This window comes from Listeria cossartiae subsp. cayugensis (genome assembly GCF_014229095.1).
Taxonomy (GTDB): domain Bacteria; phylum Bacillota; class Bacilli; order Lactobacillales; family Listeriaceae; genus Listeria; species Listeria cayugensis.
Map to the genome: position 1 here is coordinate 479,420 of NZ_JAARZC010000002.1, position 18,383 is coordinate 497,802.

General features: G+C 40.5%; 19 protein-coding genes. 18 read left to right on the forward strand and 1 reads right to left on the reverse strand.

Translation table 11 applies throughout. The features are described from left to right. Window positions 1-6 precede the first annotated feature (6 nt). From fmt to HCB49_RS09510, 7 genes are all read left to right on the forward strand, one after another. Window positions 7-945 carry a methionyl-tRNA formyltransferase gene (fmt, locus tag HCB49_RS09480; protein WP_185604791.1) on the forward strand — a complete coding sequence of 313 codons (939 nt, stop codon included), beginning with the start codon at window positions 7-9 and terminating at the stop codon, window positions 943-945. Continuing rightward, window positions 946-2,280 carry a 16S rRNA (cytosine(967)-C(5))-methyltransferase RsmB gene (rsmB, locus tag HCB49_RS09485; RefSeq protein WP_185481534.1) on the forward strand — a complete coding sequence of 445 codons (1,335 nt, stop codon included), beginning with the start codon at window positions 946-948 and terminating at the stop codon, window positions 2,278-2,280. Between the two features lie 22 nt (window positions 2,281-2,302). Next, a complete protein-coding gene (locus HCB49_RS09490; protein ID WP_008948163.1) occupies window positions 2,303-3,061 on the forward strand; it encodes a Stp1/IreP family PP2C-type Ser/Thr phosphatase in 759 nt (252 codons plus the stop codon). Further along, window positions 3,058-5,025 carry a Stk1 family PASTA domain-containing Ser/Thr kinase gene (pknB, locus tag HCB49_RS09495; protein ID WP_185604792.1) on the forward strand — a complete coding sequence of 656 codons (1,968 nt, stop codon included), beginning with the start codon at window positions 3,058-3,060 and terminating at the stop codon, window positions 5,023-5,025. Before HCB49_RS09490 ends, pknB begins: the two co-directional genes overlap by 4 nt. 18 nt (window positions 5,026-5,043) lie before the next feature. Then, complete coding sequence (rsgA, locus tag HCB49_RS09500; RefSeq protein WP_185392001.1) at window positions 5,044-5,919, forward strand: ribosome small subunit-dependent GTPase A; 876 nt, start codon at window positions 5,044-5,046, stop codon at window positions 5,917-5,919. Window positions 5,920-5,921: 2 nt separating this feature from the next. Then, window positions 5,922-6,578, forward strand: coding sequence for a ribulose-phosphate 3-epimerase (gene rpe, locus HCB49_RS09505; protein ID WP_185392000.1), 657 nt, complete (start codon window positions 5,922-5,924; stop codon window positions 6,576-6,578). Window positions 6,579-6,643: 65 nt separating this feature from the next. Then, window positions 6,644-7,288, forward strand: a complete 645-nt coding sequence (locus HCB49_RS09510) for a thiamine diphosphokinase (RefSeq protein WP_185604793.1) — start codon at window positions 6,644-6,646, stop codon at window positions 7,286-7,288. 95 nt (window positions 7,289-7,383) lie between these two features. Here HCB49_RS09510 and rpmB read toward each other — a convergent pair whose 3' ends face one another. Further along, on the reverse strand, window positions 7,384-7,572 hold the full coding sequence (rpmB, locus tag HCB49_RS09515) for a 50S ribosomal protein L28 (RefSeq protein WP_003720131.1): 189 nt from the start codon (window positions 7,570-7,572) through the stop codon (window positions 7,384-7,386). A 297-nt stretch (window positions 7,573-7,869) separates the two neighbouring features. Here rpmB and HCB49_RS09520 point away from each other — a divergent pair, with 297 nt between their 5' ends. The 11 genes from HCB49_RS09520 (at window position 7,870) to rnc (ending at window position 18,363) form a co-directional block, all read left to right on the forward strand. Continuing rightward, entirely contained in the window at window positions 7,870-8,235 is a 366-nt protein-coding gene (locus tag HCB49_RS09520) for an Asp23/Gls24 family envelope stress response protein (protein ID WP_003720130.1), read from the forward strand. Between the two features lie 14 nt (window positions 8,236-8,249). Beyond that, the gene (gene fakA, locus HCB49_RS09525) at window positions 8,250-9,908 is read left to right on the forward strand and encodes a fatty acid kinase ATP-binding subunit FakA (protein ID WP_185481532.1); all 1,659 of its coding nucleotides are present in this window, start codon (window positions 8,250-8,252) and stop codon (window positions 9,906-9,908) included. 38 nt (window positions 9,909-9,946) lie between these two features. Then, window positions 9,947-10,609, forward strand: coding sequence for an L-serine ammonia-lyase, iron-sulfur-dependent subunit beta (sdaAB, locus tag HCB49_RS09530; RefSeq protein ID WP_008948156.1), 663 nt, complete (start codon window positions 9,947-9,949; stop codon window positions 10,607-10,609). Window positions 10,610-10,741: 132 nt separating this feature from the next. Then, window positions 10,742-11,632, forward strand: coding sequence for an L-serine ammonia-lyase, iron-sulfur-dependent, subunit alpha (sdaAA, locus tag HCB49_RS09535; protein ID WP_070759300.1), 891 nt, complete (start codon window positions 10,742-10,744; stop codon window positions 11,630-11,632). Next, window positions 11,625-13,673 (forward strand): ATP-dependent DNA helicase RecG, encoded by a 2,049-nt coding sequence (gene recG / locus HCB49_RS09540; RefSeq protein WP_185604794.1) that lies wholly within the window; start codon window positions 11,625-11,627, stop codon window positions 13,671-13,673. The genes sdaAA and recG overlap by 8 nt, the downstream gene beginning before the upstream one ends. A gap of 180 nt (window positions 13,674-13,853) precedes the next feature. After that, the gene (fapR, locus tag HCB49_RS09545) at window positions 13,854-14,423 is read left to right on the forward strand and encodes a transcription factor FapR (RefSeq protein WP_003736917.1); all 570 of its coding nucleotides are present in this window, start codon (window positions 13,854-13,856) and stop codon (window positions 14,421-14,423) included. A 20-nt stretch (window positions 14,424-14,443) separates the two neighbouring features. Next, window positions 14,444-15,457, forward strand: a complete 1,014-nt coding sequence (gene plsX / locus HCB49_RS09550; protein ID WP_185604795.1) for a phosphate acyltransferase PlsX — start codon at window positions 14,444-14,446, stop codon at window positions 15,455-15,457. Then, window positions 15,450-16,391, forward strand: coding sequence for an ACP S-malonyltransferase (gene fabD / locus HCB49_RS09555; RefSeq protein WP_185604796.1), 942 nt, complete (start codon window positions 15,450-15,452; stop codon window positions 16,389-16,391). The genes plsX and fabD overlap by 8 nt, the downstream gene beginning before the upstream one ends. 3 nt (window positions 16,392-16,394) lie before the next feature. Continuing rightward, the gene (fabG, locus tag HCB49_RS09560) at window positions 16,395-17,138 is read left to right on the forward strand and encodes a 3-oxoacyl-[acyl-carrier-protein] reductase (protein WP_185604797.1); all 744 of its coding nucleotides are present in this window, start codon (window positions 16,395-16,397) and stop codon (window positions 17,136-17,138) included. Between the two features lie 106 nt (window positions 17,139-17,244). Next, window positions 17,245-17,478, forward strand: a complete 234-nt coding sequence (locus HCB49_RS09565) for an acyl carrier protein (protein ID WP_003723866.1) — start codon at window positions 17,245-17,247, stop codon at window positions 17,476-17,478. Window positions 17,479-17,673: 195 nt separating this feature from the next. After that, on the forward strand, window positions 17,674-18,363 hold the full coding sequence (gene rnc / locus HCB49_RS09570; protein ID WP_008948149.1) for a ribonuclease III: 690 nt from the start codon (window positions 17,674-17,676) through the stop codon (window positions 18,361-18,363). Window positions 18,364-18,383: the final 20 nt, after the last annotated feature.

Sequence of the window (18,383 nt, forward strand, 5' to 3'; positions counted from 1 at the left end):
AAACCAATGACAAAAATTATTTTTATGGGAACACCGGCATTTTCCGTCCCAGTTTTAGAGCAATTAGCCGGCGCGTATGATGTTATTGCAGTTGTTACCCAACCAGATCGACCAGTGGGACGCAAACGAGTACTAACACCGCCACCTGTCAAAAAAGCAGCTTTAGAATTAAATATTCCAGTTTATCAACCAGAAAAATTACGCACATCAAGTGAACTAGAGGAACTTATTGCGCTTGAAGCGGACTTGCTTGTAACAGCCGCATATGGCCAAATTTTGCCAAATAGTTTACTTGAATCACCTAAACACGGCGCCATCAATGTCCACGCGTCACTCTTACCAGAATATCGTGGTGGTGCTCCGGTTCATTATGCATTGCTTGACGGGAAAACGGAAACAGGCGTGACTATCATGTATATGGTAGAAAAATTGGATGCTGGCGATATGATTAGCCAGCGCAAAATTCCAATTACAGAGGAAGATAATACCGGCACGATGTTTGATAAATTAAGCGAACTAGGTGCGGAATTATTGATGGACACATTACCAGACTTTTTAGCAGGAAAAATTACCGCCATCCCGCAAGACCAAGAAAAAGTAACGTTCGCGCGTAACATTTCTAGAGAACAAGAAAAAATCGACTGGACAAAACCGGGACGTACTATTTTCAACCAAATTCGTGGACTGTCTCCTTGGCCAGTTGCCTATACAACACTTGAAGAAAAACCGTTTAAAATTTGGGAAGCAACCTATGAAGATACTAAAGCTAGCGGCGAACCAGGTACGATTTTAACCGACAAATCCACACTTAAAATCATCACTGGTGACGGAACACTCATCGTACCAACAGTAATCCAACCAGCAGGAAAACCGAAGATGGATATTCATGCTTTCATGTCCGGTGCTGGCAGAAATTTAAGCAAGACGACAAGGTTTGGTGAATAAATGAAAAAACAAAAAACAGTTCGTGCAATTGCACTCGAACTTATCATTAAAATCGAAAACAATCAATCATACAGCCATTTATTAATTAATGATGCACTGAAAAAACAAAAGTTAAACCCACTTGATAAAGGTTTACTTACAGAACTAGTATACGGAACAACCCAGCGCAAAATTACGCTTGATTACTATTTAGCCCCATTTTTAAATAAAGAACCAGATAACTGGGTGAAAAATTTACTAAGAATGTCCGTTTACCAATTAACTTTCTTAGATAAAATTCCTGAACACGCGATTTTAAATGAAGCTGGTGATATCGCGAAAGACTTAGGGCACCAAGGCGTAACGAAATTCGTCAATGGGGTGCTGCGGAATGTTATTCGTAAAGGCGTTCCAAGTATCGATGCAATCAAAGATCCCGTGCAAAAAATTGCTGTTGAAACAAGCTTGCCAGAATGGTTAGCGAAAAGATGGGCGGAGCAATATGGTCTCGAAAAACTACGTGAAATCGGCCTAGCATTCCTAGTGGCGCCGCATCAAAGTATTCGTGTCAACCAAACGGAAATTCCAACTGAACAGCTAATCAAAGAACTAAACGATCAAGGAATCAGCGTGACGCGCAATGAATTTATCGACGAAGCGTTACTCGTTGAAAAAGGTTCCGTCGCAGAAACAAAAGCATATAAAGACGGCAAATGTAGCATTCAAGACGAAAGCTCGATGCTCGCAGCTTACGCACTTCAACTGGAAGACAATTTAACCGTATTAGATGCTTGTGCTGCACCAGGCGGGAAAACGACCCATATCGCAGAGAAAATGCACGGTACAGGAATGGTTCATGCGCTTGATATCCATGAAAAGAAAACCAAATTAATTGATCAAGCTGCAAAACGATTGCAACTACTCAATATTCGTACCGCCCATTTAGATGCAAGAACTGCGAGCACGATGTTTGAACCAGCAACTTTTGACCGGATTTTAGTCGATGCGCCGTGCTCTGGCTTTGGTGTTTTACGCAGAAAACCAGACATTAAATACGCAAAAACGGAAAAAGATATTCACAAATTAGCAGAAATTCAATTAGCAATCTTAGATGATGTTAGCCAATTGGTAAAAGAAAATGGTATATTAGTTTATAGTACATGTACCATTGATAAGGAAGAAAATGAAACAGTTCTCCGTGCTTTCCTAGAAAAGCATCCGGAATTTAACATAGAACCTGTTGTGCTTCCTGAAAAATTGGCGCAAATCAAGAAGGACGATTATATTCAACTTTTACCGACAGATATTGGAAGCGATGGTTTCTTCGTTTCTAGCCTTAGAAAAGTGAAGTCCTGAAAAATTAGTGAGGTGCTTTTAAATGCATGCAGAATTTAGAACAGATAGAGGCAGAATAAGACATCATAATGAAGACAATGGTGGCGTCTTTGAAAATAAAGACAACCAGCCAATTGTCATTGTTGCAGACGGCATGGGTGGTCACCGCGCAGGAGACGTGGCGAGCGAAATGGCTGTTCGTTTACTAAGCGACGCATGGAAAGAAACGACCGCACTTTTGACCGCGGAAGAAATTGAAACGTGGCTTCAAAAAACAATTCAAGAAGTTAACAAACAAATTGTTCTTTATGCGGAAAGTGAAATGGACCTCAATGGCATGGGGACAACACTTGTAGCTGCAATTATGGCACAGTCACAAGTCGTTATCGCTAATGTTGGGGATAGTCGTGGTTATTTACTTCAAAATAACGTTCTACGCCAACTTACCGAAGATCATTCGCTCGTACATGAACTTCTTAGAACAGGTGAAATTAGCAAAGAAGATGCCATGAATCACCCACGGAAAAATATCCTTTTACGCGCACTTGGAGTAGAAGGGAAAGTAGAAGTCGATACGTTTGTCGTACCTTTTCAAACGAGTGATACGTTACTGCTTTGTTCCGATGGCTTAACGAATATGGTTCCTGAAGTAGAAATGGAAGAAATTTTAAAAAGTAAACGGACTCTTTCCGAAAAAGCAGATGTATTTATTACAAAAGCGAATTCGTATGGGGGAGAAGATAATATTACTGTGCTGTTAGTCGAACGAGATCTGACGCAGAAAGGGAGGGACGCTTCATGATGATTGGTAAACGATTAAGTGATCGATATAAGATTTTACATGCAATAGGCGGCGGCGGAATGGCCAATGTGTACTTGGCGCATGATATTATTCTTGATAGAGACGTTGCAGTGAAAATTTTACGCATTGATTTAGCAGATGAGAGCAACCTTATTCGTCGATTCCAACGAGAAGCTCAATCGGCAACGAGTTTAGTTCACCCTAATATTGTTAGTGTGTATGACGTTGGTGAAGAAAATGATTTGCATTATATTGTAATGGAGCATGTGGATGGAATGGACTTAAAACAGTACATTCACGAAAATCACCCAATCAGCTACGACAAAGCAGTCGATATTATGTTACAAATCGTTTCTGCCGTAGCCATTGCCCATCAACATCATATTATTCACCGCGATTTAAAACCGCAAAACATTTTGATTGATCATGATGGCGTGGTAAAAATTACCGATTTTGGAATTGCGATGGCACTTTCAGAAACGTCGATTACACAAACCAATTCCTTACTTGGCTCTGTTCATTATTTATCTCCAGAACAAGCACGTGGCGGAATGGCAACTCAAAAATCAGACATTTATTCGCTAGGAATCGTGTTATACGAACTATTAACTGGAAAAGTACCTTTTGACGGTGAATCAGCAGTTTCAATTGCGATTAAGCATTTGCAAGCAGACATCCCGTCCGCAAGAGCGCAAAATCCAGAAATACCACAAAGCCTAGAAAATATTATTATTAAAGCAACTGCAAAAGATCCATTTTTACGTTACCAAAACGCAGAAGAAATGGAAAAAGACTTGCAAACCTGCTTGAACCCAGACAGACTAAACGAGCCGAAATACGTTTTCCCAACAGATGATGGTGATACGAAAGCTATTCCAATCATCGCGACGAAAGAAACGATGAAGAATCTCGATAAAACCATTGTCCCAGAAGGAAAAGTAGCCGCAGCTGAAACGACACCAGATGAGAAAAAAGGCAAGAAAAAGAAAAAAATGAGCAAGAAAAAGAAAATTGCTATCATCGTTTCGTCGGTTATCGCCATTTTTGCCATTGCGATTTTACTACTTTGGCTTCTTGGTAAAAGTCCAGATGAAGTAGCTGTACCGGATGTTTCTGGTAAAACAGAAGACCAAGCAGTAGCGCTCCTTCAAAAAGAAGGCTTTGTCATCGGGAAAACCGCCGAGAAAAATAGCGATGAAGTGGCGGAAGGAAAAGTCATTAATACCGACCCAGCAGCAGGCGATATGAAAGAAAAAGGAACAAAAATCAATTTATTTGTAAGCATAGGCTCCAAAAAAATAACGATGGAAAACTACACCGGAAGAAGCTACACCGATACAAAAGCGTTACTTGAGCAACAAGGTTTTAAAAATATTTCGTCCGAGGAAGCATATAGCTCCGAAGTTGGCAAAGGCATGATTATTAGCCAAACGCCAGCACAAGGAACCGAAGTAGTAGCCAAATCGACTAACGTGAAGTTCGTTGTAAGTAAAGGTGCAGAACCAATCACGCTGAAAGACTTACGAGGTTATACGAAAACTGCTGTAGAAGATTACGCATCATCCCTTGGCCTAAAAGTTTCCAGTAAAGAAGAAAATTCTGATTCTGTTGAAAAAGGACAAGTAATTTCGCAGTCCCCATCAGCCGGATCAAATGTTTCAGCGGGAGATACGATCGAAATCGTCATTTCTGCTGGACCGAAAGAAAAACAAGTCAAAGAAGTAACGAAAACATTTAACATCGCTTATACCCCAAGTGATGAAGAAAATCCACAACCACAGAAAATTCAAATTTACATTCAAGATAAAAACCACAGCATGACAAGTTCTTACCGAGAATTGACGATTACACAAAACACTTCGGTAGAAATCACTTTCCAAATTGAAGAAGGTACTAGTGCAGGTTATAAAATCATGAGTGATGGTAAAGTAATCGATGAAGGCACAGTCCCTTATCCAAAATAAAAATAGAACGGAGGAAATGTGCTGGAAGGACAAATTATCAAAGCGTTGAGCGGATTTTACTATGTATTTTCAGAAGGAAATGTTTATCAATGTCGCGCACGGGGGAACTTTAGAAAGCGAAATATTTCCCCGCTTGTTGGCGACGATGTAGAATTTCAAATCGAAAATAAAACGGACGGTTATATTTTAGATGTGATGTCTCGGGAGAATGCCCTTGTGCGTCCTCCTGTGGCAAACATCGATATTGCAATTTTAGTATTTTCAGCAGTAGAACCCGATTTTTCCACGAACCTAGCAGACCGTTTTTTAGTGGCGATTGAAAAAGAAGACATCAAACCCGTTATTTGTATTAGCAAAATGGACTTAGCATCAGAAGCGGAAAAAGAGCAGATTGCGGTCTATAAAGATATTTATGAAAATATCGGCTATGATGTGTTCGTTACAAATGATGAGCCAGATAAAGAAGCGATTAAAGATTACATCAGCGGCAAAATCGCAGTAATCGCCGGACAATCAGGTGTTGGGAAATCTACTTTGTTAAACAGTTTAAATAGCGATTTAACTTTAAAAACAGCCGAGATCTCGAACTCGCTTGGTCGCGGAAAGCATACAACGAGACATGTGGAACTGATGCCAATTGGGGATGGTTTTGTCGCCGATACACCTGGTTTTAGTTCGATTGAATGGGATGACTTACAACCGGAAACACTACAATTTTGTTTTCCAGAAATAGAAGACCGTCGTAGTGGTTGTAAATTCCGCGGCTGTATGCACGAAAACGAACCAAACTGTGCAGTGAAAACAGCTGTTGAAGCAAATGAAATAGCAGAATTTCGTTATAAACACTATATCCAAATTTTACAAGAATTAAAAAACAGAAAGCCGAGGTATTAAGAATGGGAAAAATAGCTCCTTCGATTTTAAGTGCAGACTTTGCAAATCTTGCGAGAGATATTAAAGAAGTAGAAAATTGCGGCGCAGACTACATCCATATTGACGTTATGGACGGACATTTCGTTCCAAATATTACTTTTGGTCCCGCTGTTGTTCAAGCAATTCGTCCGGAAACGAAACTACCACTTGATGTTCATTTAATGATTGAAAACCCGGATACGTATATTCCAGAATTTGCAAAAGCGGGTGCTGACTACATTACCGTGCATGTCGAAGCTTGTACGCATCTTCACCGTACTTTACAATTAATTCGTTCTTACGGTGTCAAAGCCGGAGCAGTACTTAATCCAGCAACACCAATTGACGTTTTACAACATGTATTAAATGAACTAGACATGGTTTTATTTATGACCGTAAATCCTGGTTTTGGCGGACAAAAGTTTATTCCAGAAGTATTGGAGAAAATTAGCGCCTTCAAAAAAATCGTGGATGAAAAAGGTTTAGATATTGAGATTGAAGTGGATGGCGGCGTAGATCACGACACTGCAAAATTATGCCGTGACGCTGGTGCCAATGTATTTGTAGCGGGCAGTTACATTTACGGCAATAAAAATCGTCAAACACCGATTGATAAATTACGTGCCATTGTAGGAGAGTAAGTCGACTTGGGCTGGGACCATCAACCGTTCCAGTCCTATTTGTTAGGAAAGAAGGGGACACAAAGATGAAGATAATTCATATCATGGTTGGTGGACCTGCATCAGAACTTCCAGATTTAAAGCAATATACGAATGCAGATATTAGTTGGGTTGGCGTGGACCGCGGAGCCAAACGGTTATTAGATAGAGGAATTGTCCCAACGATTGCGATGGGTGATTTTGATTCACTTACAGCCGAAGAATTAGCAGATTTAAAAACAAAAGTAGACGAGGTACTCGAATTCCCCGCTGAAAAAGATGAAACTGATACGGAAATCGGCTTAAGTTGGGCAATGGAACAACACCCAGATAAAATACGCATTTTTGGCGCTACAGGAGGACGCTTGGACCATTTACTCGCGAACCTAATGATGTTAACCAAACCACGTTTTCTAGCAGCTGTACCAGTCGTAGAATTGATTGACCGCTATAACTACATCAAAATGTACACACCAGGAAGCTACACAATTGAAAAATTGCCCGACAAAAAATACGTCGCCTTTACAACGATGAAAGATGTGACAGGCCTTACATTAAAAGGGTTTGCCTATCCACTTGAAAACGCTACGTATCCAGTCGGTTCGGCGCTTTCTAGCAATGAATTTGTCGAGCAAGTAGGAAAATTTTCTTTTACAACTGGAATGATTTTATTAACGCAAAGTAACGATTAATAAGAAATGCAGGCGCACGTGGCCTGTGTTTTTTTATTTTTGACAAAGAAAAAATGCACCGACATAATTGTCGCTGCACTTGATTTCTCCTTCAATTAAACGCGTTCCACTTTACCAGATTTAAGCGCACGAGCAGATACCCAAACTTTTTTAGGTTTGCCGTTAACCAGAATCCGTACTTTTTGCAAGTTAGCTTTCCAAGTACGTTTGCTGGAGTTCATTGCGTGGGAACGTTTGTTACCGGAACGTGATTTGCGGCCTGTAATAACACATTCTTTAGCCATAGTTTACCCCTCCTTACAGAGCTCTTCGGATAACTTATTTAAAATAACCTATCCATTTGTTTTTCATACACTAGAATAATTTATCATAAACAAGTATACTTTGCAAGAGGATAAGCGAAAATAGTGCAAAGAATTTTTACTTGACAGCATAAAAGTAGCTTTAATCAAGCAAATGGAGGATATGCTTTCCAAAGGGCCGTGATTATAGTAAAATAGGTAAGGACGACTTTATAATCAAATAAAATCAATAATAAAAAATAATCGAACGAGAATATAATCCACAAGGAGGAATATAGAATGGCAATTGAAATCGACACAAAGCTTGGCAAAATCGATATTACTAGTGATGTAATTGCAACAATCGCTGGCGGAGCTGCCGAAGAGAACTTTGGTATCGTTGGAATGGCAAGCAGACATCAAATTCGTGATGGTTTAACAGATATTCTTAGAAGAGAAAATTATACAAAAGGTGTTATCGTGAGACAAGAAGAAGAAGGTATACATATCGACATGTATATCATTGTTAGCTTTGGAACAAAAATCTCCGAAGTAGCGCATAACGTACAAGAGCGCGTAAAATACACACTAGAAAAAACACTTGGTATTACAGTGGAGTCAGTGAATATTTATGTTCAAGGTGTCCGAGTAATCAAGGAATCTTAAGGAGGATTATGTAAGTGAGTATATATCAGTTAGACTCAGAGAAATTTGCAGCAATGATAGCACTTGGAGCAGAAAATTTAGCAAAAAATGCTGATTTTGTAGATTCATTAAATGTCTTCCCGGTTCCAGATGGTGACACGGGAACGAATATGAACCTATCGATGACAAGTGGCGCAGAAGAAGTTGCGAAAAACGATAAAGAAACAATTAGTGCCGTTGGAGCAAACTTAGCGAAAGGCTTACTAATGGGTGCTCGTGGGAATTCTGGCGTTATTTTATCCCAACTTTTCCGCGGATTTTCGAAATCAATTGAAAACAAAGAAACATTAAATGCCGAAGAATTTGCCGCAGCTTTTGTAAAAGGCGTTGAAACGGCTTATAAAGCAGTTATGAAACCAGTTGAAGGAACAATCCTTACTGTAGCTCGTGAAGCGGCAAAGGCTGGTGTAGCAGCAGCAAGCGAACACAAAGAAATCGAATTAGTCATGGAAGCCATTTTGAAACAAGGAAAAGTAGCATTAGAAAAAACACCTGATTTACTTCCAGTTTTAAAAGAAGTTGGCGTAGTGGATAGTGGTGGTCAAGGTCTTATCATTATTTACGAAGGATTTTATGGCGTACTAACTGGCAAAATGGCAGAAGCACCTGATTATATGGCCTCTATGGGTGAATTAATCAATGCAGAACACCATCGCCATGTGCAAGACTTTATGTCGACAGAAGATATTCATTTTGGTTACTGTACCGAAATTATCGTTAAAATCAACGAAAATAAACCAGGGCTAAAACCTTTTGACGAAGAACAGTTCCGTCAAGATTTAAGCAAACTTGGTGATTCTTTACTTGTAGCAGCTGATGACGAAGTAGTTAAAGTACACGTTCACGTTGAACATCCGGGTGAAGTACTGAATTACGGTCAACAATATGGTAGCCTCCTTAAAATGAAAGTAGAAAATATGCGTGAACAGCATAATGAAATTGTTGGTGATGATAAAGCACCAGCGAAAGAAAAAGCGCCTTATGGTATCGTTACTGTTTCAGCAGGAGAAGGATTGAAGAAACTATTTGAAAGCATGGGTGTATCTGTTGTTCTTTCTGGTGGTCAAACAATGAATCCAAGCACAGAAGATATTGTAAAAGCGATTGAATCAGCAAACGCAGAACAAGTTTTTGTTCTTCCAAATAATAAAAATATCCAAATGGCTGCGGAACAAGCAGCGCAACTTTTAGGCGATGATAAAGTACAAATCATTCCTACAAAAACGATTCCACAAGGACTTACTGCCGTTCTTTCATTCCAAGCAGATCAAGATTTCTTAGCTAATGCAGAAGCAATGAGAGCGGCGATTGAAGACGTGGCAAGCGGTCAAGTAACTACAGCCGTACGTGATACAACGGTGGAAGGTGTCGAAATTAAAAAAGACAGCTTCATCGGTATGGTCGAAGGTAAAATCAAAGTCAGCTGTGCAACATTAGAAGAAGCAGCTTATGAAACATTAGAAAAACTACTAGACGACGATAGCGAAATCGTTACAATTATTGTCGGTGAAGATTCAGATGTTGCAAAAGCAGAAGAACTTGCTGATAAAGTAACCGAAGCATTCCCCGATGTCGAAGTAGAAATTCACGAAGGTGACCAACCCGTTTATCCGTATATTTTTGCAGTAGAGTAAAGCCTCGTTGTAAATGAATAGAAGAAAGGATGATTTTAGTGAAATTTAATAGCGTGTTTGATATTATTGGCCCAGTGATGATTGGTCCATCAAGTTCTCATACTGCCGGTGCTAGTCGAATTGGTGCCATTGCGCGAGCTGTTTTTAATGAACAACCATCCCAAGTAGATATTCATTTATATGGTTCTTTTGCTAAAACGTATAAAGGTCACGGGACAGATGTGGCGCTGATTGGCGGATTGCTCGGTTTTGAGCCAGATGATCCACGCATGAAAGAATCCCCGCAACTGGCCGAAGAATGGGGCATGCGCATCCAGTTTATTGAAGAAGTGGAAGAGCCGCCTCATCCGAACACGGTAAAATTAGTGCTCAAACATGGTATGCAACAAATGACCTTAATTGGCGCATCGATTGGTGGCGGAAAAGTAGAAATTATTCGCTTGAACGAATTCGAACTAGAATTCACTGGAACTGCTCCAGCTATCCTTATTTTACATCAAGACAAATTTGGCGCGATTGCTGCAGTATCTTCTGTGATTGCCGACCATAAAATTAATATCGGTCAAATGAAAGTATCCCGCAAAGTAAAAGGCGACGAAGCGTTAATGGTCATTGAAGTAGACCAACAAGTCGAACAAGCTTTAATTAGCAAAATTGCTGAATTACCAGGGATTTATCAAGTAGCAAGTGTCATGATTTAATCGCTAGTAAATCAGTGGCTTTCGCTCGATTTGTGTAAAGCCAAATGTGCGTAAATAAAACGTGCATTTGGCTTTATTTTGAGTTGTAAATCAGGTATGTTGGTAAAGAGTATAGAAAGTGAGTGTGGAACAATGTTTAGAACTGTAGCAGAATTAGTAGATATCGCTGAACGCGACAACCTAACTATTGCTGAAATTATGATTAAGCGTGAAATGAATATTTCTGGTTTACCGCGGGAGGAAATAACTGCCGCGATGGAACGGAATTTAGATATTATGGAAGAAGCTATTCGCGAAGGCGAGGCTGGTGTTACTTCTACAACTGGTTTAACAGGCGGAGATGCCGTCTTAATGCAAGACTATATCAAAAAAGGAAACTTCCTATCAGGCGAAGTTTTACTTGATTCTGTCGCAAAAGCAATCGCGACAAATGAAGTCAATGCTTCGATGGGTGTCATTTGTGCAACACCAACTGCAGGAAGCGCGGGCGTTGTACCAGGCGTACTTTTTTCTTTAAAAGATCGTTTGGAAATGACACGTGAAGATATGGTTAACTTTTTATTCACTGCAGGTGCCTTTGGGTATGTTGTTGCGAATAATGCTTTTATAAGCGGGGCAGCGGGTGGTTGTCAGGCAGAAATCGGCTCAGCAAGTGCGATGGCTTCAGCGGCGATTGTAGCAGCAGCTGGTGGAACTCCTGAACAATCAGCACACGCAATGGCAATGACGATGAAAAACATGCTTGGACTTGTGTGTGATCCTGTAGCGGGACTTGTAGAAGTACCATGCGTCAAACGTAATGCACTTGGTTCCTCGCAAGCAATTATTTCAGCCGATATGGCGTTAGCGGGTATTAAGAGCCGCATCCCGTGTGATGAAGTCATTGAAGCGATGCACCGTGTAGGCTTACAAATGCCAAGCTCATTACGAGAAACGGCAGAAGGAGGATTGGCGGCTACACCGACTGGACGTGCAATTCAGCGGAAGATTTTTGGACTGTCGCCAGAAGACAAGCGTGAGTGAACTTAAACGAATCCCGACAACCGAAATCAAAGGAATTGGTGAAGAAACAGCTAAAACATTAAAAGAGCTAGGTTTATCGACCGTGCATGATTTACTTTGGAACTTCCCGTATCGCTACGAAGATTATCGGTTGCGGGATTTATCTGAAGTAGCGCATGAAGAACGGATTACAATCCAAGGCGAAGTGCTCACTGAAGCAACAGTTGCCTTCTACGGTCGCAAAAAATCCAAGCTCTCTTTCCGTGTGTCGACAGAAGGCCAAGTCATCAAAATCGATTTTTTCAACCAACCGTATTTAAAAAGTAAAATTAGCGTTGGCGAAACAGTAACGATTTCGGGCAAATGGGACAAGAGCCGCGCCCAAGTTACAGCCAGCAAAATTAAAATCGGCGCTGTCGAAAATGAAGAAGAATTAGAAGGCGTTTACCGTCTAAAAGGAACGCTACGAAATAAAACAATGCAAAAATACACTCGGCTCGCTTTTGATGCCTATAGTGGTGATATTGAGGAAGTTATCCCAGCCAATTTGCTAGAGAAATACCAATTAATGGATCGTCTGGAAGCAGTGCGCATTCTCCATTTCCCTAAAAATAACGAGGAATTAAAACAGGCTAGACGTCGCATGGTTTACGAAGAATTCCTGTTATTCCAATTGAAAATGCAGTTTTTCCGTAAAATTGAACGTGAAAAATCAGGCGGGATTTCGATTAATTATGATGTGGAAGATTTACGTCATTATATCGAGTCGTTGCCATTCCCGCTAACCAAAGCACAAAAGCGCGTGGTGAATGAAATCTGCGGTGATATGTTATCGCATTTTCACATGAATCGCTTGCTGCAAGGGGATGTTGGCTCAGGGAAAACAGTTGTTGCCTCAATCGCGATGTATGCAGCTGCCAAAAGTGGTTTCCAAAGCGCCTTAATGGTACCGACCGAAATTTTAGCCGAGCAACATGCCAATTCGTTAGTAGAGTTATTGCAACCATTTGACATCACGGTGGGCTTGCTTACTAGTAGCGTAAAAGGAAAGCAACGCAGAGAGCTGCTTGCTATGCTGGAAAATGGCTCCATCGATGTTTTAATCGGAACGCATGCCTTAATTCAAGACGAAGTAATTTATCACCGTCTTGGTTTAGTCATTACCGATGAACAACACCGTTTTGGCGTAGCACAGCGCCGGGTTCTTCGCGAAAAAGGTGAATTTCCAGATGTCTTATTCATGACAGCTACACCAATCCCAAGAACGCTTGCGATTACAGCATTTGGGGAAATGGACGTATCGATTATCGATGAACTTCCAGCCGGTCGAAAAGAAATTGAAACTTACTGGGTAAAACATCAAATGCTTGATCGGGTCATCGGCTTTATGGAAAAGGAAATCGAGAAAGGGCACCAAGTTTACATCATTTGTCCTTTGATTGAAGAATCCGAAAAACTTGATGTGCAAAATGCGATAGACGTTTTCAACATTTTACAAAACAAATGGGGCACGAAATATATTCCAGGTCTGATGCATGGTAAACTATTACCAGCGGACAAAGAGCAAATCATGCGCGACTTTAATGATAAAAAAATCGATTGTCTTGTCTCCACAACTGTAGTTGAAGTTGGCGTAAACGTGCCGAATGCTACGATGATGGTCATTTATGATGCCGACCGTTTTGGTTTAGCGCAGTTGCATCAACTAAGAGGCCGAGTTGGACGAGGGGCTGACCAGTCGTACTGTATTTTAATTGCTGACCCAAAAACCGAGGTGGGTAAAGAACGTATGATGATTATGTCGGAAACGAATGACGGCTTCGTTGTTAGCGAACGCGACTTGGAACTTCGCGGACCGGGAGATTTCTTCGGTCGAAAACAAAGTGGCGTTCCAGAATTCAAAGTAGCTGACATGGTTCATGACTACCGCGTACTAGAAATAGCGCGCCAAGATGCCGTTCATATGATCTTTGAAGAAAACATGCTAGAGAACCAAACCTACGAAAAATTAGTAGCACTTCTAGAAGAAGAAGGCGTCTTTACCGAGCAAAAACTAGATTAAACCTATGTAACAATCTTTAAAAAAACTTGCAACTTGGCTTGATTTTTAATAACATATTAAAGTACCGACAAAACACAAGGAAGTTCTGAATGTTATCCTACAGAGGTAACTTCCTTTTTTTACCTACTGTTTAGTAGCTGGTATTAATACCTTTCACAAAAAAGAGATGAGGATACGTGCATGAAAAAATATTCTAAAAAGGATCGTCAAATGAAACTTCAAGTAGCCATTGAAGAAAATCCTTTCATAACAGATGAGCAGCTTGCGGAAAAATTTGGGGTCAGTGTGCAAACTATCCGTTTAGATAGAGTAGCACTTTCTATCCCCGAACTCAGAGAGCGAATCAAACATGTTGCGAGTGTCAATTATGCCGATGCAGTAAAAAGCCTTCCCATCGATGAAGTGATTGGTGAAATTATTGATATTCAACTTAGCAAGAGCGCTATTTCGATTTTTGATGTGCGAAGTGAGCATGTGTTTAAACGAAATAAAATCGCTCGCGGGCATCATTTATTTGCTCAAGCTAATTCCTTAGCAACCGCAGTCATCCCAAATGAACTAGCTTTAACTACACAAGCAACCGTTCGCTTTGTTCGTTCTGTAAACGAAGGAGAACGCATCATCGCAAAAGCAAAAGTACGTCCGGCAACAGACAACAGAGCCATCACAATAGTAGATGTCAAAAGCTATGTTGGAGATGAAATAGTACTTAAAGGTAAGTTTGAAATGTATCACGCAACGCAAAAATGAAAATAAAGGACTGACGTATAATGAAAATTGCTGTAGATGCGATGGGTGGAGATCACGCACCAAAAGAAATTGTTATAGGTGTGATGCAAGCTGTTGCCCAATATAAAGATATCGAAATTCTTCTTTTTGGAGACGAAACAAAAATCAATGAATATTTAACAGATAAAACGCGTGTAAAAATCATACATACTGATGAAAAAATTGAAAGTGATGATGAACCAGTTCGCGCTGTAAAACGGAAGAAAAAAGCTTCTATGGTTCTTGCTGCTCAAGCGGTTAAAGACGGGGAAGCGGATGCGTGTATTTCTGCTGGGAACACGGGGGCATTAATGTCAACTGGACTTTTCGTTATTGGCCGTATTAAAGGTATCGACCGTCCAGCACTTGCGCCAACACTGCCAACAGTTACTGGGAAAGGTTTCGTAATGCTTGATTTAGGAGCAAATGCCGAAGCAAAACCAGAACATTTACTTCAATTTGGTTTAATGGGCTCGGTTTACGCGGAAAAAGTACGTAAAATCGAGCGTCCACGCGTAGCCCTTTTAAATATCGGAACAGAAGAAACAAAAGGTAACGACTTAACGAAAAAAGCATTTGAGCTGATGAAAAACCAAGATGCTTATGAATTTATCGGTAATATTGAAGCGCGTGACTTATTAATGGATGTAGCCGATGTCGTTGTTACAGATGGCTTTACTGGTAATATGGTGCTGAAATCGATTGAAGGAACAGGCGCTGCTTTCCTAAGTATGCTCAAAATGAGTTTACTAAATGGCTTTAAAAATAAAGTTGCAGCAAGCTTCCTGAAAAAAGATTTAATGGCATTAAAAGCAAAAATGGATTACAGCGAATACGGCGGCGCTTGTTTGTTCGGCGTTCAAGCTCCTGTCGTAAAAGCGCACGGTTCATCCAATGCCAATGGTATTTTCACGACAATCCGTCAAGTACGTGAAATGGTTGAAAAACAAGTAGTAGAAACAATTATCGCAGAAGTAGATAAAGTAAAAGTAGGAGGAACAGAAGCAAATGACTAAAATCGCATTCGTATTTCCCGGTCAAGGAGCACAAAAAATTGGCATGGGGCAAGATGTAGCAGCAGAATATCCCGAAGCAAAAAAAATCTATGATGATGCTGACGAAAGATTAGGTTTTTCCATCACAGACGTTATTACAGAAGGACCAATTGAACTATTAACAAAATCTGAAAATGCACAACCAGCGCTTGTTTCCACAAGTGTAGCGATTTTACGCGCATTAGAAACATATGGTGTCAAAGCAGATTATGTAGCAGGACATAGCCTTGGAGAATATAGCGCACTTGTTGCAGGTGGCTTTTTAGAAGCCAGTGATGCGATTTATCTTGTACGTAAACGTGGCGAATTAATGGAAGCAGCTGTACCAAATGGTGCCGGCGCAATGGCTGCCGTTCTTGGCGTAGACCGCGCGACATTAAAAACAATCACTGAAGAAGTAACTAGAGAAGGCGACGCAGTACAACTTGCTAACCTTAATTGCCCAGGACAAATCGTTATCTCAGGAACAACTGCTGGCGTTGAAAAAGCTGGCGAAAAAGCCAAAGCTAGTGGCGCAAAACGTGTATTACCACTTGCAGTTAGCGGACCTTTCCACTCTAGCTTAATGGAACCAGCTGCACTTGCTTTCCGTGATATTTTAGCAGAAGTAACCATTTCCGATGGTAACATTCCGGTTGTTAACAATGTTGATGCTAAGCAAACAACAGATAAAGCCGAAATTAGCGATAAACTAATCAAACAAATTTATTCCCCGGTATTATGGGAAGATATCGTCGAAGAACTAATTAAAAACGGCGTAGACACATTTGTAGAGATTGGTTCTGGAAAAGTGTTAGCTGGTTTAATTAAAAAAATCAATCGTGATGTGACCGTACTGTCCGCAGGTGATGTGGAATCAGTGAAAAGCGTTGCGGCGACTTTGAAAGGAGAATAATCAATGACTTTACAAGGCAAAGTAGCAGTAGTAACAGGCGGCTCACGTGGAATTGGTCGCGACATCGCCATCCATTTAGCCAAAGAAGGCGCGAATATTTTCTTCAATTACAATGGTAGCCCAGAAGCAGCAGAAGAAACAGCCAAACTGGTTGCCGAACATGGCGTGGAAGTAGAAGCAATGAAAGCCAACGTAGCCATTGCAGAAGACGTGGATGCGTTTTTCAAACAAGCAATTGAGCGTTTTGGTCGTGTCGACATTTTAGTAAATAATGCGGGAGTTACGCGCGATAATTTGTTAATGCGTATGAAAGAAGAAGAGTGGGATGATGTGATTAATATCAACCTAAAAGGAACTTTCCTTTGTACTAAAGCAGTGACACGTACAATGATGAAACAACGCGCTGGTAAAATTATTAATATGGCGTCTGTAGTTGGCTTAATTGGTAACGCTGGTCAAGCGAACTATGTAGCAAGTAAAGCTGGTGTGATCGGCCTTACAAAAACAACTGCTCGTGAATTAGCGCCACGTGGAATTAACGTGAATGCTGTCGCTCCAGGTTTTATTACAACAGAAATGACCGACAAATTAGACGAGAAAACAAAAGAAGCAATGTTAGCGCAAATTCCGCTAGGTGCTTATGGAACTACGGAAGATATTGCAAATGCAGTTCTTTTCTTAGCAAGTGATGCATCGAAGTATATTACTGGTCAAACAATATCCGTTGATGGCGGCATGGTGATGTAAAATGGGTTAATGAATGCGAATTAACTTGGGTCGCATTACTTTAAATATTTTTGTTTACGTAGGAGAAATAATCCTATATAATACTTGGAGGGAGGTGAAGTGAAAAATGGCAGAAGTATTAGAAAAAGTTACAAAAATCATCGTAGACCGTTTAGGTGTCGAGGAATCCAAAGTAACTTTAGAAGCTTCCTTCAAAGAAGATCTAGGTGCTGATTCCCTAGATGTTGTTGAATTAGTAATGGAACTTGAAGACGAGTTCGGAGTTGAAATCTCTGATGGCGACGCTGAAAACATTAACACAGTTGGTGATGCAGTGAAGTACATAGAGGCAAACGCATAAAACTTTATGTGACCGGATAAATGAGGGTGCCCGTGTTACTTATCTTTGCTGTGGTAACTTCCGCACGCGAGATAAGTAGTACAGGTAGCCTCTTTTTCAAGGTCGAGGAAGATTTGTTGGTTCATTTTCTAAGCAGCTTTTTGCTCGTAGCTGTTTAGAAAATGAACTTGCTTATTAAAGAGAGGAGCAAGTGAAATGAATCAATGGGAAGAGTTACAAGAAAGCGTTGGATTCGATTTTAAAGATGTAGAATTATTAAAACAAGCATTTACACATTCCTCGTACGTCAATGAACACCGCCGGGAAAATGTGAAAGATAATGAACGCCTCGAATTTTTGGGTGATGCAGTACTAGAACTAACGGTATCAGATTATCTTTTTAATAAATATCCAGAAATGGCAGAAGGACACATGACAAAAATGCGTGCAGCAATTGTTTGCGAGCCTTCTTTAGTTGAGTTTGCGGAAGCAGTCCACTTTTCCAAATATGTTCGACTTGGTAAAGGGGAAGAAAAAGCTGGCGGGAGAACTCGTCCAGCACTTCTTGCGGATGTATTTGAATCGTTTATCGGCGCGCTTTATTTAGATAATGGTATCGATAAAGTCGTGACATTTTTAGAACGCGTTATTTTTCCGAAGATTGATGCAGGGGCTTACCTACAAACAGTCGATTATAAAACGCAACTGCAAGAAATTGTTCAACGGGACCGTGATGTCTTGATCGAATATGATATCCTTGGCGAAACAGGGCCTGCGCACAATAAAGCATTCGACGCACAAGTAATTGTTAATGGACAAGTACTTGGAAAAGGTAGCGGCAGAACAAAAAAACAAGCAGAACAAAGTGCGGCACAATTTGCAATAAACCAACTAACACACAGATAAACAAAAATGGAGGTGTCCGG

What these genes read in the sequence shown, in the direction of transcription:
- fmt (WP_185604791.1), top strand. Translation starts at nt 7, where the DNA reads ATGACAAAAATTATTTTTATGGGAACACCGGCATTTTCCGTCCCAGTT.
- rsmB (WP_185481534.1), top strand. Translation starts at nt 946, where the DNA reads ATGAAAAAACAAAAAACAGTTCGTGCAATTGCACTCGAACTTATCATT.
- HCB49_RS09490 (WP_008948163.1), top strand. Translation starts at nt 2,303, where the DNA reads ATGCATGCAGAATTTAGAACAGATAGAGGCAGAATAAGACATCATAAT.
- pknB (WP_185604792.1), top strand. Translation starts at nt 3,058, where the DNA reads ATGATGATTGGTAAACGATTAAGTGATCGATATAAGATTTTACATGCA.
- rpe (WP_185392000.1), top strand. Translation starts at nt 5,922, where the DNA reads ATGGGAAAAATAGCTCCTTCGATTTTAAGTGCAGACTTTGCAAATCTT.
- HCB49_RS09510 (WP_185604793.1), top strand. Translation starts at nt 6,644, where the DNA reads ATGAAGATAATTCATATCATGGTTGGTGGACCTGCATCAGAACTTCCA.
- rpmB (WP_003720131.1), bottom strand. Translation starts at nt 7,572, where the DNA reads ATGGCTAAAGAATGTGTTATTACAGGCCGCAAATCACGTTCCGGTAAC.
- HCB49_RS09520 (WP_003720130.1), top strand. Translation starts at nt 7,870, where the DNA reads ATGGCAATTGAAATCGACACAAAGCTTGGCAAAATCGATATTACTAGT.
- sdaAA (WP_070759300.1), top strand. Translation starts at nt 10,742, where the DNA reads ATGTTTAGAACTGTAGCAGAATTAGTAGATATCGCTGAACGCGACAAC.
- fapR (WP_003736917.1), top strand. Translation starts at nt 13,854, where the DNA reads ATGAAAAAATATTCTAAAAAGGATCGTCAAATGAAACTTCAAGTAGCC.
- plsX (WP_185604795.1), top strand. Translation starts at nt 14,444, where the DNA reads ATGAAAATTGCTGTAGATGCGATGGGTGGAGATCACGCACCAAAAGAA.
- fabD (WP_185604796.1), top strand. Translation starts at nt 15,450, where the DNA reads ATGACTAAAATCGCATTCGTATTTCCCGGTCAAGGAGCACAAAAAATT.
- fabG (WP_185604797.1), top strand. Translation starts at nt 16,395, where the DNA reads ATGACTTTACAAGGCAAAGTAGCAGTAGTAACAGGCGGCTCACGTGGA.
- HCB49_RS09565 (WP_003723866.1), top strand. Translation starts at nt 17,245, where the DNA reads ATGGCAGAAGTATTAGAAAAAGTTACAAAAATCATCGTAGACCGTTTA.
- rnc (WP_008948149.1), top strand. Translation starts at nt 17,674, where the DNA reads ATGAATCAATGGGAAGAGTTACAAGAAAGCGTTGGATTCGATTTTAAA.